Origin of the sequence: Polaromonas sp., from assembly GCF_049790275.1 — a bacterium.
Classification (GTDB): domain Bacteria; phylum Pseudomonadota; class Gammaproteobacteria; order Burkholderiales; family Burkholderiaceae_C; genus Polaromonas.
Genome location: NZ_JBAQYR010000052.1, coordinates 50425 through 71332 on the forward strand (window position 1 = coordinate 50425; position 20908 = coordinate 71332).

Annotated in this window: 23 protein-coding genes; 4 read left to right on the plus strand and 19 right to left on the minus strand. The window is 63.4% G+C overall.

Annotated features, from left to right (window positions below):
- Positions 1-102 precede the first annotated feature (102 nt).
- The 11 genes from WA904_RS06990 to WA904_RS07040 form a co-directional block, all read right to left on the minus strand.
- Positions 103-1101, minus strand: coding sequence for an aldo/keto reductase (locus tag WA904_RS06990; protein ID WP_425196403.1), 999 nt, complete (start codon positions 1099-1101; stop codon positions 103-105).
- Positions 1102-1110: 9 nt separating this feature from the next.
- Entirely contained in the window at positions 1111-1593 is a 483-nt protein-coding gene (locus WA904_RS06995; RefSeq protein WP_425196404.1) for a hypothetical protein, read from the minus strand.
- The gene (locus WA904_RS07000; protein ID WP_425196405.1) at positions 1590-2015 is read right to left on the minus strand and encodes a MarR family winged helix-turn-helix transcriptional regulator; all 426 of its coding nucleotides are present in this window, start codon (positions 2013-2015) and stop codon (positions 1590-1592) included. Before WA904_RS07000 ends, WA904_RS06995 begins: the two co-directional genes overlap by 4 nt.
- Positions 2012-2383, minus strand: coding sequence for a GIY-YIG nuclease family protein (locus tag WA904_RS07005; RefSeq protein WP_425196406.1), 372 nt, complete (start codon positions 2381-2383; stop codon positions 2012-2014). The genes WA904_RS07000 and WA904_RS07005 overlap by 4 nt, the downstream gene beginning before the upstream one ends.
- Positions 2384-2527: 144 nt before the next feature.
- Positions 2528-3481, minus strand: coding sequence for a Gfo/Idh/MocA family oxidoreductase (locus tag WA904_RS07010; protein WP_425196407.1), 954 nt, complete (start codon positions 3479-3481; stop codon positions 2528-2530).
- Positions 3481-4335, minus strand: coding sequence for a class III extradiol dioxygenase subunit beta (locus tag WA904_RS07015; RefSeq protein WP_425196408.1), 855 nt, complete (start codon positions 4333-4335; stop codon positions 3481-3483). Before WA904_RS07015 ends, WA904_RS07010 begins: the two co-directional genes overlap by 1 nt.
- A 2-nt stretch (positions 4336-4337) precedes the next feature.
- Entirely contained in the window at positions 4338-4781 is a 444-nt protein-coding gene (gene ligA / locus WA904_RS07020) for a protocatechuate 4,5-dioxygenase subunit alpha (protein ID WP_425196409.1), read from the minus strand.
- A 2-nt stretch (positions 4782-4783) separates the two neighbouring features.
- Positions 4784-5710 carry an amidohydrolase family protein gene (locus WA904_RS07025; protein WP_425196410.1) on the minus strand — a complete coding sequence of 309 codons (927 nt, stop codon included), beginning with the start codon at positions 5708-5710 and terminating at the stop codon, positions 4784-4786.
- A gap of 10 nt (positions 5711-5720) precedes the next feature.
- Complete coding sequence (gene ligK / locus WA904_RS07030; protein WP_425196411.1) at positions 5721-6404, minus strand: 4-carboxy-4-hydroxy-2-oxoadipate aldolase/oxaloacetate decarboxylase; 684 nt, start codon at positions 6402-6404, stop codon at positions 5721-5723.
- Between the two features lie 2 nt (positions 6405-6406).
- The gene (locus WA904_RS07035; protein ID WP_425196412.1) at positions 6407-7441 is read right to left on the minus strand and encodes an amidohydrolase family protein; all 1035 of its coding nucleotides are present in this window, start codon (positions 7439-7441) and stop codon (positions 6407-6409) included.
- 25 nt (positions 7442-7466) lie between these two features.
- Positions 7467-8177 carry a substrate-binding domain-containing protein gene (locus WA904_RS07040; RefSeq protein ID WP_425196413.1) on the minus strand — a complete coding sequence of 237 codons (711 nt, stop codon included), beginning with the start codon at positions 8175-8177 and terminating at the stop codon, positions 7467-7469.
- A 103-nt stretch (positions 8178-8280) separates the two neighbouring features.
- Here WA904_RS07040 and WA904_RS07045 point away from each other — a divergent pair, with 103 nt between their 5' ends.
- Together WA904_RS07045 and WA904_RS07050 are read left to right on the plus strand one after the other, a co-directional pair.
- Positions 8281-9210, plus strand: a complete 930-nt coding sequence (locus WA904_RS07045; protein ID WP_425196414.1) for a LysR substrate-binding domain-containing protein — start codon at positions 8281-8283, stop codon at positions 9208-9210.
- 2 nt (positions 9211-9212) lie between these two features.
- Complete coding sequence (locus WA904_RS07050; RefSeq protein WP_425196415.1) at positions 9213-10235, plus strand: Bug family tripartite tricarboxylate transporter substrate binding protein; 1023 nt, start codon at positions 9213-9215, stop codon at positions 10233-10235.
- Here the strand turns inward: WA904_RS07050 and WA904_RS07055 are convergent.
- The 5 genes from WA904_RS07055 to WA904_RS07075 all read right to left on the minus strand — a co-directional run bounded on the left by WA904_RS07055 (position 10232) and on the right by WA904_RS07075 (position 15310).
- Positions 10232-11137 carry a DUF1932 domain-containing protein gene (locus tag WA904_RS07055; protein ID WP_425196416.1) on the minus strand — a complete coding sequence of 302 codons (906 nt, stop codon included), beginning with the start codon at positions 11135-11137 and terminating at the stop codon, positions 10232-10234. The genes WA904_RS07050 and WA904_RS07055 overlap by 4 nt on opposite strands.
- 55 nt (positions 11138-11192) lie before the next feature.
- Positions 11193-12158, minus strand: coding sequence for a Bug family tripartite tricarboxylate transporter substrate binding protein (locus tag WA904_RS07060; protein WP_425196417.1), 966 nt, complete (start codon positions 12156-12158; stop codon positions 11193-11195).
- Between the two features lie 224 nt (positions 12159-12382).
- Positions 12383-13702 carry a TRAP transporter large permease gene (locus tag WA904_RS07065; RefSeq protein ID WP_425196418.1) on the minus strand — a complete coding sequence of 440 codons (1320 nt, stop codon included), beginning with the start codon at positions 13700-13702 and terminating at the stop codon, positions 12383-12385.
- Positions 13699-14175: a TRAP transporter small permease gene (locus WA904_RS07070; protein ID WP_425196419.1), complete on the minus strand. Its 477-nt coding sequence runs from the start codon at positions 14173-14175 to the stop codon at positions 13699-13701. The genes WA904_RS07065 and WA904_RS07070 overlap by 4 nt, the downstream gene beginning before the upstream one ends.
- Positions 14176-14281: 106 nt before the next feature.
- The gene (locus tag WA904_RS07075) at positions 14282-15310 is read right to left on the minus strand and encodes a TRAP transporter substrate-binding protein (RefSeq protein WP_425196420.1); all 1029 of its coding nucleotides are present in this window, start codon (positions 15308-15310) and stop codon (positions 14282-14284) included.
- Between the two features lie 199 nt (positions 15311-15509).
- Between WA904_RS07075 and WA904_RS07080 the strand changes: the two genes are divergently transcribed.
- Entirely contained in the window at positions 15510-16652 is a 1143-nt protein-coding gene (locus WA904_RS07080) for an ABC transporter substrate-binding protein (protein WP_425196421.1), read from the plus strand.
- Between the two features lie 30 nt (positions 16653-16682).
- On the opposite strand, the gene WA904_RS07085 is transcribed toward WA904_RS07080, so the two are convergent.
- The 3 genes from WA904_RS07085 to WA904_RS07095 are packed head-to-tail and all read right to left on the minus strand — an operon-like array spanning position 16683 to position 19585.
- Positions 16683-17669 (minus strand): PDR/VanB family oxidoreductase, encoded by a 987-nt coding sequence (locus tag WA904_RS07085; protein ID WP_425196422.1) that lies wholly within the window; start codon positions 17667-17669, stop codon positions 16683-16685.
- Positions 17670-17689: 20 nt separating this feature from the next.
- Entirely contained in the window at positions 17690-18487 is a 798-nt protein-coding gene (locus WA904_RS07090; protein ID WP_425196423.1) for a GntR family transcriptional regulator, read from the minus strand.
- Positions 18488-18490: 3 nt separating this feature from the next.
- Complete coding sequence (locus WA904_RS07095) at positions 18491-19585, minus strand: Rieske 2Fe-2S domain-containing protein (protein ID WP_425196424.1); 1095 nt, start codon at positions 19583-19585, stop codon at positions 18491-18493.
- Between the two features lie 147 nt (positions 19586-19732).
- Between WA904_RS07095 and WA904_RS07100 the strand changes: the two genes are divergently transcribed.
- Positions 19733-20857, plus strand: a complete 1125-nt coding sequence (locus tag WA904_RS07100) for a 5-methyltetrahydropteroyltriglutamate--homocysteine S-methyltransferase (protein ID WP_425196425.1) — start codon at positions 19733-19735, stop codon at positions 20855-20857.
- The last annotated feature ends 51 nt before the right edge of the window (positions 20858-20908 follow it).

Sequence of the window (20908 nt, forward strand, 5' to 3'; positions counted from 1 at the left end):
AGGCGCAAACCGCAGCGAAGGCTGGCCGCCTTCGCAAGGGTTGCAACGCCGCCATGGGTGCGAAGACGCGCTTTCATGTTTCGATATTTTCGGGTTGCAGTACTAGTACGTTTCGGTATCGACTTCGCTCTGCGACTGCGCGCTGTAGCGATTGCCCGCCACGGTGTGCTGGTTGATCAGGACTTGCACCCGCGCGAGCAGGCCGGCATCGAGCTTCACGTCGGCGGCGGCGAGATCTTCTGTCAGATGCTCCACAGAAGTGGTGCCGGGAATCGGGATGATGTGCGGCGCTTTGTGCAGCAGCCAGGCCAGCGCCAACTGGGCAGGCGTGCACCCGGCCTCCGCCGCCAGCGCCTTGTACCCCGGCAGAAGCCGCAGGTTGGCTGCATGGTTGGCCGCATCGAAACGCGGCATCGAACGCCGGATGTCTTTCGCGTCCAGGGTGCCGACGTCGTGCACCGCGTCGCACAGAAAACCGCGCGCCACCGGGCTGAAGGCCACGAAGGTTGCGCCCAGTTCGCGGCAGGCCTCGAGCACCGCGATTTCGGGGTTGCGCGTCCACAGCGAATACTCGGTCTGCACGGCCGCGATGGGATGCACGGCATGGGCTTTGCGCAAGGCGGCTGCCGACACCTCGGACAGGCCGATGCTGCGCACCTTGCCCGCACGCACCAGCTCGGCCATGGCGCCCACGCTGTCTTCAATCGGCACCTTCTTGTCCCAGCGATGCAGGTAGTACAGATCAATCACATCGGTCTGCAGGCGCTTCAGGCTGTCTTCGCAGTTTTTCCGGATGGCCTCGGGCCGGCCGTCGATGACACGCTTGACGCCATCTTCAAACTGAACGCCTGCCATGCCGCCCTTGCTGGCCAGCGTGAAGCGGCTGCGGTGCTTTGACAACACCTTGCCCACCAGAGTTTCGTTGGCGCCAAAGCCGTACAGCGCCGCCGTGTCGAACAGCGTGACACCGGCGTCCAGCGCCGCCAGCAGCACACGTTCGCCCTGCTCTGCCGACGGCGGCGTGCCGTAAGCGTGGCTCAGGTTCATGCAGCCCAGGCCGATGGCTGAAACGTGGAAAGGGCCTATGGTTCGCTCTTGCATCACTCAAGCTTAACTGGAAACGAAGCTCGTCCGTGGAGCCCTCAGCCGCTGGCCGGCCAATGTCAACCAGGGGCTGCCGCCATAAGCAGCCACCAGGTCATGGTTGGTCTCGGCCCATGCGGGATGGTTCGCGTCCACGCCCAGTTCCTGAATGAAATCTGCCTGAACGACCATGAACTGGCGCCGGTAAGGCAGCAGGTAGGCCCGCGGGTCAGCCTCCAGCGCCGCCCGCGCTTCCTCGTACCTTGCCAGCCACAGATTCAGCAAAATACCGGTCCGCGGCGCGTGCCAGAACGTCCCCATGTCGTCCTCCCGCGTCGCCAAACCTCCCAGCACGGCCCGCGCGTGCTCCCAGTGGGCAAAGCCCACATCACGCGCCACCTGGTTCAGACAATGGCGCAAGCGCACCCCGGCAGAGTCCGCCTCCTCCCGCCGGGCGGCATTGAGACTAAGCCGCGCGCGTGTCTTCAGTTCATCAAGCATCGCCGTCATGCGAGCTCCAGTGCGGTGCTGCGGCACAGCTGTGACAACACGGTCTTCACGCTCTCGCGCGCCGCGGCATCCATGCCCGCCAGCGCTTCCGAACAAACAGCCTCGGCGGTCACTGCAGCCTCGGTCACCCGTGCCCGTCCGGCCGGCCGCACGGCCACCATGCGCCCGGGTTCACGCTGGAGATAGCCCGTCTTTTCCAGAGGTGCAAGCTGCCGGAGCACGGCCGACATACGCACACCCAGAGGTCGCACCAGGCCGGCCAGGGGCAAGCGCCCGCCTTCGGCCTGCGACAGCAGGCGCAGCAGAATGAACTCCCCGAGGCTCAGGCCATGGAAGAGGCCCAGAACGTCGTCCAGTTTCAGTGTGAGGCTTGCATGAGCCAAGCTGACCTGCAGGCAATCGTCAAGTGCATTGGCTTTCATACGCCCAGCTCCTCGCGCCACATCGTCAGCAGCCCGGCCAGCTCCGCCTTGTAATCGAAGGCCGGGTCTTCCCGTTGCTTGACGAGGTCGATGACTTCGAAGCGGCAATGGTCCGGCCCGAAGGCCAGCCAGTCCTGCTGCAGTTGCTTGTCGCGGTAGGACTTGCGGTCCAGCTCGAAGCGGGCGCGGTTCATCGCCGCGTGCACGTTCGTGCTTGCCTCCACGATCAAGCGGCCACTGGACAGGCTGCGGATGGCGTAGACGCCCATGGGCGGCGGGGTTTCCCGGTACTGCTTTTTCAGCTCGCTGCGGGTGCGGCCGGCAGAAGCCGGCGCGGGAAGATGGGGAAAAGAAGGGATTGATGCCATGACAAGACTCCTGGGTGCGTATAGGCCAATCCCGCGCTTGGCCAACGAACCCGTGATCTGTCAGGTTGAAGAAAAAATTGAAGGAGGGTGAGAGCCTCTTGTGCGGGCAGGCGCCCCTCAGCGCCTGAACCGCAATTATATCGATTAGCTCAGTTGCTGTTCAAGATCATGCAGCACCTGGTAGCACGGCAGCACTTTGGCCACGCTGCTGTTCGGCTCGCGGCCTTCGCGAATGGCGGCGAAAAACTCGCGGTCCTGCAGCTCGATGCCGTTCATGGACACATCCACCTTGCTCACATCGATTTTTTCTTCCTTGCCGTTGAAGAGGTCGTCATACCGCGCAATGTAGGTAGCGCGGTCGCCGATGTAGCGGAAGAAGGTGCCCAGCGGGCCGTCGTTGTTGAAACTCAGTGACAGCGTGCAGATGGCGCCGTTGGCCGCCTTGAGCTGGATGCTCATGTCCATCGCAATGCCCAGCGTCGGGTGAATCGGGCCCTGGATGGCATTGGCTTTCACGATGGGGCTGCCGCACTGGTAAGCGAACAGGTCCACCGTGTGGGCCGCGTGATGCCACAGCAGGTGGTCGGTCCAGCTGCGTGGCTGGCCCAGCGCATTCATGTTGCTGCGGCGGAAGAAATAGGTCTGCACATCCATCTGCTGGATGTTGAACCTGCCCGCCGCAATTTCCTTGTGCACGTACTGGTGGCTGGGGTTGAAGCGGCGCGTGTGGCCGCACATGGCAACCAGCCCGGTCTGCTTCTGCAGGGCCACCACCTCCTGCGCACCTTTGAGAGTGTCGGCCAGTGGAATTTCCACCTGCACATGTTTACCGGCCTTCATGCAAGCCATGCTTTGTTCGGCATGCATCTGGGTCGGCGTGCACAGGATGACGGCATCCACCTCCTTGAGCGCCAGGCTGTCGGCCAGGTCGGTGGTGACATGGGCAATGCCGTATTTGGCGGCGACTTCTTTTGTTTTCTCCAGCTCGCGGCTGACCAGCGAGACAACCTCCACGCCTTCGATGTTCTTGATGCCGTCGAGGTGTTTGATGCCGAAGGCACCGGCGCCTGCCAGCGCGACTTTGATGGTTTTTGCCATTACTTGTTCTCCAGAATCAGGTGGCCTACCGCGGTGTTGCTGGCAGGCACATGGTAGAAGCGGTGCGCGACTTTTGGCGCGGGGCCGCCGGCCACATCGGCCATGGCGCCACGGGCGATCAGCCACATCACAAGCTCGATCCCTTCGGAGCCGGCTTCGCGTACATAGTCGATGTGCGGCTTGGACGCCAGACTCTCGGGGTCGGCAATCAGCTGGTCCAGGAAAGCGTTGTCGAACTCCTTGTTGATCAGGCCGGCTCGCGGGCCCTGCAGCTGGTGGCTCATGCCGCCCGTGCCCCAGATCTGCACCTTCAGCGGCTTGTCAAAACTCTCGACCGCCTTGCGGATGGCCTTGCCCAGTTCGAAGCAGCGCCGGCCCGAGGGCACAGGGTACTGCACCACGTTGACGGCAAACGGAATCACCGGGCAGGGCCAGGCCTGCGGCTGGCCGCACATCAGCGACAAGGGCACGGTCAGGCCGTGGTCCACGTCCATTTTGTTGACGATGGTCAGGTCGAAGTCCTGCTGGATCACCGACTGCGCAATGTGCGCGGCCAGTTCGGGGTGGCCGATGACCTTGGGCACCGGGCGCGGGCCCCAGCCCTCGTCGGCCGGCGTGAACTCGGCAGCGGTGCCGATGGCGAAGGTGGGAATCATCTCCAGGCTGAAGGCCGTGGCATGGTCGTTGTAGACCAGGAAAATCACGTCGGGCGTGTTGTCCTTGAGCCATTGTTTGGAGAAGTCGTAACCCTTGAACACGGGCTGCCAGTAAGGCTCGCCGCTTTTGCCCAGGTCCAGCGCCGCGCCGATGGCTGGCACGTGGGAGGTGTAAACGGATGCGGTGATTTTGGCCATGTTCAGGTATTCCGGGTCTGGCCGGCTCGGCCTTGGGGTTGGCGGTGGGCCTGCGCGGTTCCGTCTTCACCGACCACGCGGTTGCCCTCGACAGAGCGGCCTCCGCCAATCATCATGTCGCGGTATTCCTCCTCGGTCATGCCGGTCATGCTGCCCGCCATCTGCTGGAAGCTCTTGCCGTCGGTGGCGCCGATCTTGGCCAGGAAATAAATGTTGCCGCCCGCCTTGATGCAGCGATTCAGGTCACGCACCAGCACCGCCTGCTTCTGCTCTTCGCTCATGGGCCACTCGTCGAGGTAGGCACGTTCGTTGGCCTTGAAGCGCGCACGGTTCTCGGCTTTCATGAGCGACATGCAAAACTGGTTCAGGTGGTAGCCCAGGCGCGACTGCTCGGCATCAAAAATGGTGGTGCCGGGAACGTCAAGGTAAGGTTTTTCGAGTGACATGATCAGTCTCCCCAGTAAAGCCGGGTCGGGTTGTCCACCAGCAGTTTCTTCTGCAACGCAGGCGTGGTGGCGATGTGGGGAATGTAATCCACGAGCAGGCCATCGTCGGGCATGTGGTCTTTGAGGTTGGGGTGCGGCCAGTCGGTGCCCCACAACACGCGGTCGGAAAATGTTTCGACCAGGTGCCGGGCAAAGGGCACCACATCGCGGTAAGCGTTTTGCTCGCCGTTCAGAGCCGGCGGGCCGCTCACGCTGAGTCGCTCGGGGCAGCTGACCTTGCTCCAGATGTTGTCATGCTCACGCATCATCTTCACAAACAGCGCGAACTCGGGGCCGTCCACCGGCTTGCTGACATCGGGCCGGCCCATGTGATCTACCACCACGGTAGTTGGCAGGGCAGTGAAGAAATCGTACAGCTCGGGCAGGTCCTGCGCCTCGAAATACACCACCACATGCCAGCCCAGCGGCGCAATGCGGTTGGCAATTTCAAGCAGCACTTCGCGCGGCGTGAAGTCGGCCAGGCGCTTGACAAAATTAAAGCGTGTACCGCGCACGCCGGCAGCATGCATGTCCTGCAGTTCGGCGTCGGACACATCGCGCTTGACCGTGGCCACGCCGCGCGCCTTGTTGTTCGAGTGCCGGAGGGCATCGACCAGCGCGCGGTTGTCGCTGCCGTGGCAGGTAGCCTGCACGATCACGTTTTTATCAAAGCCCAGGTGGTCGCGCAGTGCGAACAGCTGGTCTTTGGAAGCATCGCATGGCGTGTACTTGCGCTCGGGCGCGTAGGGAAATTGCGCACCGGGTCCGAACACATGGCAGTGTGCGTCCACCGCGCCAGCCGGCAGTTTGAAGCGCGGTTTGCTGGGACCGGCATACCAGTCGAGCCAACCGGGAGTTTTGATGAAGTCGCCAGTTGCAGTTTTTTCCATGATGGGCTCGTCAGTCAATATATTTGAGCCCGGCCTTGGCCAGCGGTTCGCGCATGCTGTACATGTCCAGGCCCAAAATGCCGGAGGCCAGCTTGGCGCGCTTCTCCCCTTCGTTGGCTTCACGCGCGGCAGCGGCGTCGGCAGTCTTCGCCGCCAGCGCGGCCGGTACCACCACCACGCCGTCGTCATCGGCGACGATCACGTCGCCCGGGTTGACGCTCATGCCCGCGCAAACCACCGGAATGTTGACCGAGCCCAGCGTGGCCTTGACCGTGCCCTTGGAACTGATGGCGCGGCTCCACACCGGGAAGCCCATCTCCTGCAGCGTCTTCACGTCGCGGCAGCCGCCGTCGATGATGAGGCCGCGCGCGCCACGCGCCATGAAACTGGTGGCCAGCAGGTCGCCGAAGAAACCGTCGGTGTTGTCGGCGGTGCAGGCCGCCACCACGATGTCACCGGGCTGGATCTGCTCGGCCGCCACGTGCATCATCCAGTTGTCGCCGGGCTGCAGCAGCACAGTAACGGCCGTGCCGGACACCTGCGCCCCGGGATAGATGGGCCGCATATAAGGTTTCATCAGGCCCACACGGCCCATGGCTTCGTGCACGGTGGCCGAGCCGTATTGCGCCATGCGGTCGGCCGCAGCGCGGTCGGCCCTTGTGATGTTGCGGTAAACAACGCCGAGTTCGAACATGTTCATTTCCCCTGTTTTTTGAGCAGCGCGTCAAGGCGCGGGAACACGCGGCGCGTGTTGGCTTCATAGATCTGGTGCTTGTCGTCCGCGCTCAGGATCGTGGAAGCCTCGATGTAGCGCTTGGTGTCGTCGTAGTAGTGGCCGCTTTCCGGGTCGATGCCGCGCACCGCGCCAATCATCTCGGACGCAAACAGCACGTTTTTCACCGGGATCACGGTGTTCAGCAGGTTGATGCCTGGCTGGTGGTAGACGCAGGTGTCGAAAAACACGTTGTTGAGCAGGTGGTCCTTGAGCAGCGGACGCTTCATCTCCTGCGCGAGACCGCGGAAGCGCCCCCAGTGATAAGGCACGGCGCCGCCGCCGTGCGGAATCAAAAAGCGCAAGGTCGGAAAGTCCTTGAACAAATCGCCCTGAATCAGCTGCATGAAAGCCGTGGTGTCGGCGTTCAGGTAATGCGCGCCGGTGGTATGAAAGGCCGGGTTGCAGGACGTCGAGACATGGATCATGGCCGGCAGGTCGTACTCGACCATCTTTTCGTAGATGGGGTACCAGAGCTTGTCGGTCAGCGGCGGCGAAGTCCAGTGGCCGCCCGAAGGATCGGGGTTCAGGTTGATACCAACATTGCCGTATTCCTTGACGCACTTTTCCAGCTCGGGAATGCAGGTTTTCGGATCGACACCCGGTGACTGCGGCAGCATGGCCACGGGCACGAAGTGGTCGGGGAAAAGCTGGCTCACGCGGAAGCACAGTTCGTTGCAAATGGCCGCCCAGGTGCTGGAGACATTGAAGTCGCCGATATGGTGGGCCATGAAACTGGCGCGCGGCGAGAACAGCGTGATGTCGCTGCCGCGCTCTTTCATCAGCCTGAGCTGGTTGGTCTCAATGCTCTCGCGCAGCTCGTCGTCGCTGATCTTGAGATCGGCCGCTTTGGGCATGACGGACGCGTCCTTGATGCCCGCGATCTGCTGGTTGCGCCAGTTCTCCAGCGCCTTGGGTGCCGTGGTGTAGTGACCGTGGCAGTCAATGATGAGGCTCATGCTTTCTCCTGTGTTCGTGATGTGTTCAGGCCGGTTCCATGCCCTGGCGCTGTTTCGCTTCGGCGGCTTGTGGCGAGCGCATGTAGTCCAACATGGCATGCACCCGCTCCGCCTGCTGCGAACCGGCCGCCACGCTGGCATGAACGCCGGCGGAAAAGGTGGTGATGATCTGGATCGCTGGCGGCAGCGGGCCGACCACGGTGATGCCTTCCACGTGCAGCAGCTCGCTCAGTTGCTGGAAGCCCAGCTCGACCTCGCCGCGCGCCACCAGTGCGCCGACGGGCACACCCGGCGGGGCCTGCACCATGCGGCCCTGTATGTCTGTGGCAATGCCCCAGCGCTCGAACAGCCTGGCCAGCGCCACGCCGCTGGGCCCGGTGGAATAGCTGATGCTATCTGCGGCCATCACGGCGCGTTTCACCGCGTCTTCCGAACCGATGTCGGGCAGCGCCGCGCCGGCACGCACGCAGGCGGCGACGCCGGAGCGGACCAGGTCGACCTTGCTGCCCGCCTGCAGGTGGCCGGCAGCGATGAGCTTGTCGATTGCGTCGGAGGCCAGCACCACCACATCGAAGGCTTCACCGGCCTGCACACGTTTCGCGGCATCGACGCCGCCCACGGCCTCCATGGTGACTGCGCAAGCCGACTGCTGCTGGAACCCGGCCACCAGCTCGGCCAGCACCTGGCGGGTGGCCATGGAGGAGATGCCCTTGATGGAGGGAATGGCGCTTTGCATGAAGGGATTCTGGGTCGTTCCGCGCCCGGTGGAAAGGCATGGCCCGGACTAGCAGGTATAACATTTGGGCATAATAAGCCAAAGGTTATTCAAAAAGACGGCCATGGATCTCAAGCAACTCGAGTACTTCGTGCGCGTGGCCGAACTGGGCAGCTTCACGCGCGCCTCCATCGCGCTCGACATTGCCCAGCCGGCCCTGAGCCGCCAGATCCGGCTGCTCGAAGTCGAGCTGCGGCAAAACCTGCTGACGCGCACCGGACGCGGCGCCATTCCCACGGAAGCCGGCAAGCTGCTGCTCAAGCACGGGCGCGGCATCCTGCACCAGGTGGAAGTCGCTCGCGAAGAGCTGGGCGCAGTGCGCGGCGGCCTGGCGGGCCGGGTGTCCATCGGCCTGCCGCCCAGCCTGTCCAAACTCATCACGGTGCCGCTGACCCAGGCCTTCAGGCAGCAACTGCCGCACGCGCAACTGACGCTGACCGAAGGTTTTTCGATGCTGATGCAGGAAGGTTTGCGCGTGGGCAACCTCGACATGGCCGTGCTCTACAACTCCGAACGTTCACCCGAGCTGGAAACCATCACACTGCACTCGGAAGAGCTGGTGCTGATTTCACGCAAGGGCAGCATCAAGGCGCCCGTCAAAAAAGGCAGCACGGGCAAGCGCCAGCCCATCAGCCTCGCCGAAGTCGCCACCCTTCCCCTCATCCTGCCCAGCCGGCCGAATGCCTTCCGCATCCTGATCGAAGGCGAAATGATCACCATCGGCTGCAAGCCGCAAATCTCGCTGGAGGTGGACGGCCTGAACGCCATCCTGAGCCTGGTCAGGGAGGGCATGGGCCACGCCGTGCTGCCCAGCTACACGCTGAGCAACGTCGAAGACACGGCCCAATTCAGCCTGCGCAGCATCCGCTCCCCACGCATCATGAGCGAGCTGATGCTGGTGCGCTCTGCACGCCGCGCCAGCACCGACACGCAAAAAATGGCCATCGACGTCGTCAAGGCGGTGGTGGTCGAAGCCCTCAAGCCCTACCTCTGAGCATGGCCAGTCACCCTCATTTCCGGAGCAGACCTTTGACACCCCTGACAAGCCGCCTGTTTCTCGCCGCAACCCTGCTGGCTGCAGGCGCCGCCACGGCACAAGCCCCCGCTACTGCCGGTGCAAGCTACCCCACCAAACCCATCCGCCTCGTTGTTCCCTTCACGCCCGGCGGCAGCACGGACATCCTCGCGCGCGCCATCGGCCAGGAGCTGACCAGGGCCTGGGGCCAGGCGGTTGTCATCGACAACGTGCCCGGCGCGGGCGGCAGCCTGGGCGCCGACAAGGTGGCCAAAGCCGCGCCGGACGGCTACACCCTGCTCATGGGCCACATCGGCACGCTGGCAGTCAACCCCTCGCTCTACCCGGCCCTGCCTTATGACCCGCTCAAAAGTTTTGCACCCGTGGCCTGGGTGGCGCGTGTGCCCAATGTGCTGGTGGTGAACCCGCAGGTGGCAGCGCGCTCGGTGAAAGAGCTGGTGGCGCTGGCGAAGTCGCGTCCCGGCCAGCTCAACTACGGCTCCGGCGGCAACGGCAGCGCGGCCAACCTGGCCACCGAGTATTTCAAGCTGCAGACCGGCACTTCGCTGCTGCACATTCCATACCGGGGTACCGCCCCCGCAGTCAACGACCTGATCGGCGGGCAGATCCAGGTGCTGTTCACCGGCGCACCTGCCGTGCTGGGCCCGATCAAAAACGGCCAGTTGCGCGCGATTGCCGTTTCCTCACCGCAGCGCCTTCCGGCCCTGCCCGATCTGCCCACGGTGGCAGAGGCGGGCTACAGGGATTTCGAGGCCGACCAGTGGTATGGCGTGGTGGCTCCGGCCGGCACACCGCGCGAGATTGTTGCCAGGCTCAATGCACAGATCAACCTGTCGCTGAACTCGGCGGAACTCAAAACGCGGCTGAACAACGAAGGTGCGGTCGCCACGCCCACCACGCCCGAGGCCTTCGGCAAACACATCGCCAGTGAAATCGCCAGATGGAAACCCGTGATCCAGTCGGGCCGGGTCAAGACTGATTAGGTTTTTTTCGGGACGGCGGCCAGCAGGCGGTCCGCGTAGTCCTGCCAGCGGGCATCCTTGCCAATGTCTTTGAAGACACCCTCCCGGGCCTGGTCGGCCACCCATTGCTGTTTGTCGGCAATGGCTGAAGCCATGAAGGGGTCGAACCCCGGCCCGGCTTCACGCACGGTGTTGGCCGCCTCGCGCATCTCCTCGGCCCGGCGCTGGCCGTGCTGCACCACGCGGCTGAAGAAATAGGCGCCCTGCTTTTCCCAGTCAATGCTGGGGAAGGTTTCGGCCAGCGTCGGCAGCACATGCGCTTCCACGCCGTAGGCACGCGCAGTGGTGTAGCTCTCGATCACCAGCGCCTCCAGGCCCTTGATCATCACGCTGCGGCACATCTTGATGGCGCTGGCCACGCCCAGCTTTTCGCTGACCGCTTTTGCATCCATGCCCCAGGCCGCAAGCACCGCGGCCAGTTCGGCCGCACGTGCACCACCCAGCAACATCGGCACCCGGATGCCGTAAGGCGGCACCGAGGTCATCACGCCCGCTTCGACATAATGCGCACCCGCGGCATCGATCAGGGCCGCTGCCTGCTGCTTGGTGCCGGGCGATGCGGAATTGAGGTCCAGGAACACCGCGCCGCGCCGGATATGCGGCGCTGCCGCCTGCGCCACCGCCAGCGTGTTCGACGCAGTGACGGCCGAGACCACCAGGTCGGAACGCCCGCACAGCTCGGCCATGGAGGTACACGCTGCAACGCCTGCCTGCGCTGCATGCGCCAGCTGCGCTTCACGCAGCGCGGGTGCTTCGAACTTGAGGTCCCAGGCGCTGCTACCTGAAAACCTGTCCTTGAGGCCGGCGGTAAAAATCTTGCCAACCTCGCCGTAACCCACCATGCCCATGTGTTCAAACTTCATGAATTTTCTCCTGCGGCCGGCCCGGCGCCACGCCAGGCCCCGGCCTGTTGCATTCCTACTGTGTCGGTATTCTGGCGCGGGTGATCACCTCACCCCAGCGCCTGGTTTCGCTGGCCAGCAATGCGGCTGCCTGCTCCGGCGAGCTGGAGCGTGCTTCGACGTTCAGGTCCTGCAGCTTCTTGCGAACATCCGGCGAATTGACCGCGGCGATGATCTCCTTGTTCAGCCGGGCGATCACGTCTTTGGAGGTTTTGGCCGGCGCGGCCAGCGCGTTCCAGCTGGAGGCCACAAAGGTGGGCAGGCCGCTTTCCCTGGCCGTCGGCACCTCGGGCAGCACGGCGGCGCGCTTCTCGCCGGTGACAGCCAGTGCGCGCAGCGCATTGGCCTTGATCTGCGGCAGTACCGGCCCGAGGATTTCCACCGCAGCATCAATCTGCCCGCCGCGCAAGGCCGTGATGACTGCCGGCGTGCCGTTGAACGGGACGATCTGCATGTCGGCACCCGAGCTGGTCTTGAACAGCTCGGCCGTCAGGTTTTGCGTGCTGCCGATGTTGATGGTGCCGACATTGAGCTTGCCCGGGTTGGCCTTGGCAAAGGCCAGCAGCTCGCCCAGGGTCTTGAACTTCGAGTCGGCCGGCGTGACGATGGCAATGTCAAAGAAACCCAGGGTAGAGACCGGCGCGAAATCGCGCAGCGTGTCGAACGGCAGCGACTTGAACAGGCCTGCGCTGACCGCCGTGCCGTTGGACATCAGCAGCAGGGTGTGGCCATCAGGCTCGGCCTTGGCCACCGTGTCGCCGGCCACCACGCCGCCGGCACCGGGCTTGTTCTCGATCACCACCGGCTGGCCGAGCGACTCACCCAGCTTCTGCGCCACCGTGCGTGCCGTCAGGTCGGCCACGCCGCCAGCGCCGAAAGGCACCACGATCCTGACGGGTTTGCTCGGGAAGGTTTGTGCCGCGGCCAGCGAAACCAGCAGCAGGGAGGCCAGAAGGCCGGAGGCAAAGCGATGAACAGTCATGTGGGTGTCTGCCGTGTTGCGTGTCGTTGATATTGGGCATTTTGGCCCATGCAGCACGTGACCGGAAGCCACCCCGCCATCTGGCAGCCAGAACAAACCTGTATGACAGGTGCGGCCGGTTTGACAGGAAACAATGAATTAAAAGTGGCCCCAGCCCATGCCAGCCGGGCGTAGTCAGCTACTGATTCAATAGCACCTCAGGAGCTGTGCAGTGCCTGCGCGCACTACCCCACGAACCTGACCAGCCACAGCGAGATGGGCGGAAACGCGAGCAGCAGGATGGTACGCAGCACGTCGCTGACCAGGAAGGGCATCACGCCCTTGTAGCTCTCGGAGATGGGCACGCCCTTGGCCATGCCGTTGACCACATAGACATTGAGGCCCACCGGCGGCGCCAGCAGGCCGAAGCCCACCGTCATCAGCACCATGATGCCGAACCAGATGGCCACGGATTCCTTGGGCATGCCGAAGTCCAGCCCCATCACCACCGGAAAGAAGATCGGGATGGTCAGCAGGATCATGGACAACTCGTCCATCACCGCGCCCAGCACCACGTAGAACAGCAAAATGCCCGACACCACCATCACCGGCGCCACGTTCCAGCCCTGGATGACGGTGGCCAGCTGCGCCGGCACCTGGGTCAGCGCCAGGGCGGTGTTCATCATGTCGGCGCCGATGAAGATCATGAAGATCATCGCGCTGGCGCCCGCCGTGGAATAAAAACACAGCTTGATTTTCTCGAGCGTCAGCTCGCGCCGCAGAAGGGCCGCGACGAACGTGGCCGCCGCTCCCACGCCTGCGCCTTCGGTGGGCGTGAACAGCCCGCCGTAGATGCCGCCGAACACGATGGTGAAGATGACGGCGATGGGCGCCACGGCCATCACACCGGCCAGCGTCATGCGCGGACGGTCGTCGTCATGCTCGGGCGCATGACCGGGGAACAGGCGCACATAAACGGCGATGGCAATCATGTACCCGCACATGGCAATGATGCCGGGGACGGTGGCCGCTGCAAACAACTTGGCAATGTTCTGCTCGGTCAGGATGGCGTAGATCACCAGGGGGACGGACGGCGGAATCAGGATGCCCAGCGTACCGCCTGCCGCCAGCGTGCCGGTGGCAAGACGCCCCGAATACCCGTGGCGCCTCATCTCGGGCAAGGCCACCGAGGTGATGGTGGCCGCCGTGGCGATGGACGAGCCGCAGATGGCGCCGAAGGCCGCGCTGGCCATCACGGCCGCCATGGCCAGGCCGCCGCGAAAACCCGCCATCACCACGCTCGCAAACTGGAACAGGGCCTTGGAAATACCGCCCTGTGTGGCGAAGTTGCCCATCAGGATGAACAGCGGAATCACCGACAGGTCGTAACTCGCAAACCGGGCGTAGGTCAGGCCATTGAGGTTGTTCAGGAACGGCGCCAGGCCGACCTGGTACAGGTAGCCGAAAACACCGGCGACAAACATGGAAATGGCGATCGGCACGCGAATCGCCATCAACACCAGCATGCAGGCAAAAATAAGGCCCGCCAACATCAAGGAACTCATTGGCCCTGCTCCGAAAAATCGCCATACACGGTCTGAGCCAGGGCAATCACCCCAGTCAGGACAATCGGGGGCACCATGAGTACGTAGATGATCCACTCGGGGAATCCCAGCATCATGGTGGTGGAGTTGGAGCTGAAGGCATTCATGCCACCCACCGTGGTGCGCCACGCCAGCAACAGCATCACCACGCCCATCAGCGCGCTGCCAAAGCGGTCCAGCCCGCTATTGGCTGCGGCGGACAGGCGCGAGGTGAAAAAGTCCACGATGATGTTTTCACGGCGCAGCTGGCACCAGGGCAGGAACAGCGCCACGGCGGCACCGGCGGCGGCGGCGGTCAGTTCATAGTCGCCGACCAGCGTCGTGCCGACGGTGTTGCGTCCGATCAGGCTGACGCAGGTGATCAGCGTGATAACGGTCAGGATGACACCCGCCAGGACCGCGCAGGCTCTGGCCAACAGGGAAAGCAGCTTCAATTCATCACCATGTAAGAGTAAGCCGCACCCTTCGCCTTTGCAGCGAAACAGGAGCAGCGTTTGTGGGCAAAAAACCGGCAGGCCGCGAACGGCCTGCGCGCGCCAATTATCGTTGGTACTTGGCGATCAGCGAGCGGGCTTCGGAAGCCAGCTTGGCACCGTCGATGTTCTTGCCCTTCATTTCGGCAACCCAGTCGGTCTCCACCGTGGAGGCCGTACGGCGCCAGCGCTGTGTCTCGGCGATGTCCAGCGCAACGATGTTATTGCCCGCTTTTTCAGCGATGGCACGGCCCACCTTGTCACCTTCGTCCATCGCACGGCCGAACATGGCCGCGGTTTCGATGCCGGAGTTGGCGTCAATCACCTTCTTCAGGTCGGGCGGCAATTTCTCGTAGGCCGCCTTGTTCATCGAGAACGCAAAGGTCTGCGTGTAAAGGCCTTCCTTGCCGGCAAAGGTGGTGTGGTTCCTGACCAGCTCGCTGACCTTCAGCGCAGGCGTCACTTCCCAGGGAATGGTGGTGCCATCGATCACGCCCTTGGACAGCGCGTCGGTCACGGCCGGCACGGGCATGCCCACGGGTGTGGCGCCCAGCTTGGCCAGCATGTTGCTGATCACGCGCGAGCCGCCGCGGATCTTCATGCCGCGCAGGCTTTCAAGCCCCGTCACCGGCGTCTTCGTGTGGAAGAGCCCCGGGCCATGCGTGTGCACGGCAATCAGCTTGACGTCCTTGAACTCATCGGCGGCGAATTTCTCGACGTATTCCTGAAACGCGCGCGACGACTGCTCGGCGTTGCCACTCATGAAGGGCAGCTCGAACACTTCCGACTTGTTGAAGCGGCCCGGCGTGTAACCCAGCACGGTCCAGGTCAGGTCCACCACGCCGTCACGGGCCTGGTCGAACAGCTGGGGCGGCGTGCCGCCAAGCTGCATGGCATGAAACAGCTGCACCTTGATTTTCCCGCCGGAGTCCTTCTCCACCTTCTGCGCCCAGGGGATCAAAGCCTTCGCCGGAATGGTGGCCTGCTGCGGCAGCATCTGGTGCAGGCGAAGCGTGACCTGCTGTGCAAAACCGGCGCCGGCAGCGCACAAGGCAGCAACCGCCACGGCGGTTTTGAAAAGGTTTCTTTTGTTCATTTTCAGTCTCCAGTTCTGGTGTTGAGGTATGAGGGTACTGCTGCGGTGGCGCTTTCCCCATGGGGTCATTGCGGATTGTCACCTTGCCAAACCGCCATTGGAACGCCCGGAGACGGTCTAACAGCTATGCATTTTTAATATATCAGCGCCCGAGGTATCTCCTTAAACTAAACACATTGACTTACAACCAGGAGGCACGATGACAAACGCAACAGTAAAACGTCTCGCCATACGCACCGCGTTCATACTCACCGCGCTGGCCGTGATACCAGCGGTGAACGCGCAAGAGATCGTGCTGGGCCAGATCGGCCCATTCACGGTGCTTCCGGTGCCCGACGCACCCGAGATCAACCAGGGCATCAAGGCCTATGTCAACGAAGCCAACAAGCAGGGTATCCGGGGGCGCAAGATCAGTTTTTTCGAGGCCGACGACCGCTATTCGGCCGATGGTTTTGTCGAACAGTTCAAAAAGGCACTTGAGAAAAAGCCCTTGGTCCTGCTTTCGCCCATAGGTTCCAACGCGCTCAAACGCATGCTCGACGACAAGCTCCTCGACAACGCCGACGTGCTTGTGATGAATGCCATTCCAGGCGCGGAAAGCTTCCGGGCGCCCGGCCACCCCAAACTCTTTCACATCCGTGCGGGCGACAAGCAGCAAATCGAGAAAATGGTCACCCATTCGCGCACCATCGGCATGACGCGGCTGTCGGTGCTGTACCAGGATCTGCCCATTGGCACCTCCGGCATGGCCGTGGCACAGGAGGCAGCCGGCCGCTCCGCCGGACTGGAACTCAAGGGCGTGAAGTCAGCCCCCGACGCCCCCGCGCTGGCGACTGCGAGCCAGCAAATCGTCGCCCTGGGCGGCCAAGGTGTGCTGATCCTGGGGGCGCCGCGTTTCATGGCCGAGGGTGTGGCGGCCTTGCGAAAAGCCGGCGTCTCGCAATCGATTTTTGTGCTGTCTTATGTGCCTTCGGGGCTGATCGTCAAGCTCGCGGGCCCTGAAGGCGCGCGCGGTGTTGGCATTGCGCAGACCTACCCCAACCCGAATGGCCGCACCCTGCCGATTCACCGCGATTTCGAGGCTGCGATGAAAGGCTCGTTCCCCCAGCTCAAACAGTACACGTCCTTCCATCTGGAGGGTTACCTTTCAGCGCGCACGGTCGCCGAAGCATTGAAGCGCAACACCGAAAAAGAGCCCACTGCTGCGGGGTTGGCGAAAACCCTCAGGACCATGGGCGAGATCGATTTCGGCGGCTTTCGTGTCGATTTTTCCAAAAGCAATATCGGCAGCAATTTTGTGGACATCGCGGTGATCGGAAGCGACGGCAAGCTCCGTTATTGACGGGGCAACTGGCCGGAGGGCTGCATCAGCTCAGTCCGAACGGTAAGCCGAATCCAGCGTCACCGAGCCCACCACGCGCGACACACAGGCGCAGATGCGGCTGCACTGCTGCTTTTCGTGTTCGCTCAGGAAAACATCGCGGTGGTCGGCCTCGCCTTCCAGCGCCAACACGTCCATGGCGCACAGCCCGCATTCGCCGCGGCGGCAGTCCGACAGGGTTTCCACCCCCGCGTTTTCCAGCGCGTCAAGCAGCGTGCTGCCGGCCGGCACCATGATGTCGACATGGTGGCGCGGCACCTGCACCCGGAAGGCCTGCGCCGCAAAACGCCCGCTGCTGCCGAAGGTTTCAAACCGCAGGCCGGCCGCCGGGCGCCCGGCATCGCTCCAGGCTTTTCGCAGGGCTTCCAGCATGGGCACCGGTCCGCAGGTGTACAGCTGCGCATCACCCGGCAAGGCGGCAATTTCAGCGGCCAGGTTCATCACTTCCCCGCGCTCGCTGACAAAGGTCTGCAGCGCATCGCCCAGGGTTTCGCGCAGCAGCGGCAAAAACGCCAGCTCGTCCTGCGTGCGCACGCCGTACAGCATGCGCAAGGTGGCGCCGGTTTTCAGCGCGTGGGCCTGCAGCTGTTGCACCATCATCACCAGCGGCGTGATGCCGATGCCGCCGGCCACCAGCAGGTAGTGCGGCGCCGACAGGTCCAGCGGGAAATGGTTTTGCGGCTCGCTGACCTGCAGCCTGTCCCCCACGGCCAACTGCCACATGGCCCGCGAGCCGCCGCGGCCGTCGTCCATGCGCTTGACCGCAATGCGGTAGCTGGCGCCGTCAGGCAGGCCCACCAGCGAATAACAGCGCGTCTGCACCTGGCCATCCACCAGCAGTTGCACCTGCAGGTGCGCGCCGGCTTCCCACGGTGCGGCAACGCCTTCTACCGGTTGGATTTCAAACTCGCGCACCGTGGGGGTCAGGTCACGCAGGGCCACCACCGTGGCCGGGTACAAGGTCTGGTTGCTTTTCATGATTCGTTGATTGTTGGCATCTAGCGGCGGCGAATGAGTTTCATAGCCCGCATCGATTCAGGCATGTGCGAGCCTGCATGGCCCGACAGCGCGTGGCGCAGGTTGCGCTGCGCCAGGCGCGAGTGTTCGCGCATCAGCGCTTCGGCGCGTGTGCCCTCCCCGCGCTCGATGGCGTCCAGCACCTGCCAGTGCTGGTCTTGCGCCACCACCAGCATGTCGCGCGCCTGCGGCGAGTTGGACTGCACCACCACAAAGGCCGAGGCCGATGCAAACGGCAGGCTCACCACCCGCTCGAGCTGGCGCACGGTGACGGGGCTGTCGGCCATTTCGTACAGCAGCGCATGAAAACGTTCGTTGAAGTCCACATACGCAGAAAACGCCTCATCAGTCAGCGCCGGGTCGGCCAGCACGGCATCGACCTGGCGCAGGCATTCCTTGGCTTCGGCCAGCACCACCGCCGGTGCGCCGCGCTCTGCCGCCAGCCGCACCAGCAGGCCTTCCAGCGTGCCGCGCAGCTCGATGGCGTCGGCAATGTCGCGCTCGGAAAACATCTTCACCGCGTAGCCGCCGTTGGGCAGCGCTTCCAGCAGGCCCTCTTGCTCCAGCCGCATCAGCGCCGCGCGTATGGGTGTGCGCGAAACGCCGAGGCGCTCGACAATCGCCAGCTCGGCAATACGCGTGCCGCCCGGGAGCTCGCCCGAAAGAATCAGCTCGCGCAGCTTCAGCAGCGCCCTGACCTGCGCACTTTCAATGCCATTTTGGCCATCACCCCCCGCCACGTCTGCGCCAATAGCTAGCTTTTTGATAGTGCTTGCCATGGTTCAGGCCGCCTGCCGGATGGGAATCACGGTGTTGGCGGGCTTCTCGCGCGCAATCATCTTGTCGATCAGCTTGCGCGCCCACATGGAGCCGGCGTCGATGTTGAGGTTGTAGAACTGGTGGTCGGGGTGTTCGTTCATCGCGATCTGCTGCGCCTCCAGCACATGTTCGTCTTCGCGGAAGATGCCGGCCACGCCTTCGCGCAGCTTGTGCGTCAACGCCTGCTCACCCAGGCAGTAGTTGCGCGCAAAGGCCCAGAAATAGTGGCAGCTGCCGTCGGTCTCGGGTGTCACCGTGTTCAGCACAAAACCATTGACGCCCTTGCTGCGGTCGCCCGGCTGGCCGTCTTTGGGCGGCGCGCCGGTGCCGGTTTCGGCCACACCCACGTCGATATTGACCGTGCATGGCGCCTCAAAACGGATGATCTGCCAGCGGTCCACCTTGCCCTTGTAGCCGCGCGCATGTTCGATCTGCCCGGCCCAGAACGGCGGTGCATCGATGTTTTCCATCCAGCGCGTCACGGTGGCGCTGCGGTCGCCATGGGTGGCCACAAACGGTGCCTCGGCCACGGCGCGCTGGCCGATGCTGGAGCCGTGCACAAAGGTCTCGTGCGTCAAGTCCATCAGGTTGTCGACCACCAGGCGGTAGTCGCACTGCACGGTGATCAGCTTGCCGTCGCCAGCCCAGGCCGGGTCGTCGTTCCAGTGCATGTCGGGCACCAGCGCCGGATCGGCCTTGGCCGGGTCGCCGGGCCAGACCCAGATGAAGCGGTGTTTTTCCAGCACCGGGAAGCTGCGCACGCAGGCGGAAGGGTTCAGCGTTTCCTGGCTCGGCATGTGGGTGCAGCGGCCCTGCGCGTTGTACACCAGGCCGTGGTAACCGCAGGTGACTTCGTCGCCATCAAGCGAGCCCATGGAGAGCGGCAGCAGCCGATGCCAGCAGGCGTCTTCCAGCGCGGCCACGCTGCCGTCCAGCTTGCGGAACATCACCAGCTTCTGCTTGCAGATGGTGCGCGCCAGCAGCTTGCGGCCCACCTCCACGTCATAGGCAGCGGCGTACCAGGCGTTCAGGGGAAAAGAGGGGTTTTCAGCTTTCATGAATACGTACTGTATACATAAAACCCTGAAAATCAACTGAAAATGGCTATTTGGAGCGATTTTGTCGGGTTTATGTATTCATAGAGGGGTGAAATTCATGCTTTAACATGGCAGCTTCGTCGTCAAGAAATTTCCCAGGAGACCTTCATGAGCACCCCCACCCCTCACCTGCCCGCCCGCTACGACCACGTTGGCAGTTTTCTGCGCCCCAAGTACCTGCTGGAAGCGCGCGAACAGAAAGCCAAGGGCGAGATCACGCCCGAGCAGCTGCGCAAGGTGGAAGACAAGGCCATCACCGAGATCGTCAAGTTCCAGGAAGACGTGGGCCTGAAAAGCATCACCGACGGCGAGTTCCGCCGCACCTATTTCCACATTGACTTCCTCGAGCAGATCGGCGGCGTGAAAACCGACATCCCGGTCACCGTGATTCGCCCCGATGGCACGCAGGAGCTGGCCCCGCCGGTGATGCGCGTGATCGACAAGGTGCGCCACGTCAAAGACATCCAGCTCGCCGACTTCCAGTACCTCAAGAGCCAGGTGAGCAAGGGCAACACGCCCAAGGTGACGATCCCCTCGCCGACCATGCTGCACTTCCGCGGCGGCCGCGCCGGCATCAGCAAGCAGCACTACCCCGAGCTCGACCCTGAGTTCTACCAGGACGTGGCCAATGCCTACGGCGACGAGCTGCGCAGCCTGGCCGCCGCCGGCTGCACCTATGTGCAGATGGACGACACCAACCTGGCCTACCTGTGCGACGAAAAAATGCGCGAAGCCGCCCGCCAGCGCGGTGACGACCCCAACGAGCTGCCGCACCGCTACGCCAAGTTCATCAACCTGGTGGTTGCGCAGAAGCCGCCCGGCATGCTGCTGGCCATGCACCTGTGCCGCGGCAATTTCAAAAGTACCCACGCCGCCAGCGGCAACTACGAACCCGTGGCCGAGGCGCTGCTGAAAGAGATGAACCTGGACGCCTACTTCATGGAGTACGACGACATCCGCAGCGGTGACTTCAAACCCCTGCGTTTCCTGCCCAAGGGCAAAACCGTGGTGTTGGGCCTGGTCACCACCAAGTTCGGCACCCTGGAAGACAAGGACGAGCTGAAAAACCGCATCGAACAAGCCGCCAAGTACGCCCCGCTGGAGCAGCTGGCGCTGTCACCGCAATGCGGCTTCAGCAGCACCGTGCACGGCAACGACATTGCGGTGGAAGCACAGCGCGCCAAGCTGCGGCTGGTGATCGAGACGGCGCAGGAGGTTTGGGGTTCGGCTTGATTGGCTCGCCAGACACCAGATAGAGAAAAGCCGCTGATGGACACCAGCGGC

Coding starts and splice junctions, on each gene's coding strand:
- WA904_RS07095 (WP_425196424.1), bottom strand. CDS start 19,585: ATGAAAGCTGAAAACCCCTCTTTTCCCCTGAACGCCTGGTACGCCGCT.
- WA904_RS06990 (WP_425196403.1), bottom strand. CDS start 1,101: ATGCAAGAGCGAACCATAGGCCCTTTCCACGTTTCAGCCATCGGCCTG.
- ligA (WP_425196409.1), bottom strand. CDS start 4,781: ATGTCACTCGAAAAACCTTACCTTGACGTTCCCGGCACCACCATTTTT.
- WA904_RS06995 (WP_425196404.1), bottom strand. CDS start 1,593: ATGACGGCGATGCTTGATGAACTGAAGACACGCGCGCGGCTTAGTCTC.
- WA904_RS07080 (WP_425196421.1), top strand. CDS start 15,510: ATGACAAACGCAACAGTAAAACGTCTCGCCATACGCACCGCGTTCATA.
- WA904_RS07010 (WP_425196407.1), bottom strand. CDS start 3,481: ATGGCAAAAACCATCAAAGTCGCGCTGGCAGGCGCCGGTGCCTTCGGC.
- WA904_RS07100 (WP_425196425.1), top strand. CDS start 19,733: ATGAGCACCCCCACCCCTCACCTGCCCGCCCGCTACGACCACGTTGGC.
- WA904_RS07040 (WP_425196413.1), bottom strand. CDS start 8,177: ATGCAAAGCGCCATTCCCTCCATCAAGGGCATCTCCTCCATGGCCACC.
- WA904_RS07090 (WP_425196423.1), bottom strand. CDS start 18,487: ATGGCAAGCACTATCAAAAAGCTAGCTATTGGCGCAGACGTGGCGGGG.
- WA904_RS07000 (WP_425196405.1), bottom strand. CDS start 2,015: ATGAAAGCCAATGCACTTGACGATTGCCTGCAGGTCAGCTTGGCTCAT.
- ligK (WP_425196411.1), bottom strand. CDS start 6,404: ATGTTCGAACTCGGCGTTGTTTACCGCAACATCACAAGGGCCGACCGC.
- WA904_RS07060 (WP_425196417.1), bottom strand. CDS start 12,158: ATGACTGTTCATCGCTTTGCCTCCGGCCTTCTGGCCTCCCTGCTGCTG.
- WA904_RS07045 (WP_425196414.1), top strand. CDS start 8,281: ATGGATCTCAAGCAACTCGAGTACTTCGTGCGCGTGGCCGAACTGGGC.
- WA904_RS07035 (WP_425196412.1), bottom strand. CDS start 7,441: ATGAGCCTCATCATTGACTGCCACGGTCACTACACCACGGCACCCAAG.
- WA904_RS07005 (WP_425196406.1), bottom strand. CDS start 2,383: ATGGCATCAATCCCTTCTTTTCCCCATCTTCCCGCGCCGGCTTCTGCC.
- WA904_RS07025 (WP_425196410.1), bottom strand. CDS start 5,710: ATGGAAAAAACTGCAACTGGCGACTTCATCAAAACTCCCGGTTGGCTC.
- WA904_RS07085 (WP_425196422.1), bottom strand. CDS start 17,669: ATGAAAAGCAACCAGACCTTGTACCCGGCCACGGTGGTGGCCCTGCGT.
- WA904_RS07050 (WP_425196415.1), top strand. CDS start 9,213: ATGGCCAGTCACCCTCATTTCCGGAGCAGACCTTTGACACCCCTGACA.
- WA904_RS07015 (WP_425196408.1), bottom strand. CDS start 4,335: ATGGCCAAAATCACCGCATCCGTTTACACCTCCCACGTGCCAGCCATC.
- WA904_RS07055 (WP_425196416.1), bottom strand. CDS start 11,137: ATGAAGTTTGAACACATGGGCATGGTGGGTTACGGCGAGGTTGGCAAG.
- WA904_RS07075 (WP_425196420.1), bottom strand. CDS start 15,310: ATGAACAAAAGAAACCTTTTCAAAACCGCCGTGGCGGTTGCTGCCTTG.
- WA904_RS07065 (WP_425196418.1), bottom strand. CDS start 13,702: ATGAGTTCCTTGATGTTGGCGGGCCTTATTTTTGCCTGCATGCTGGTG.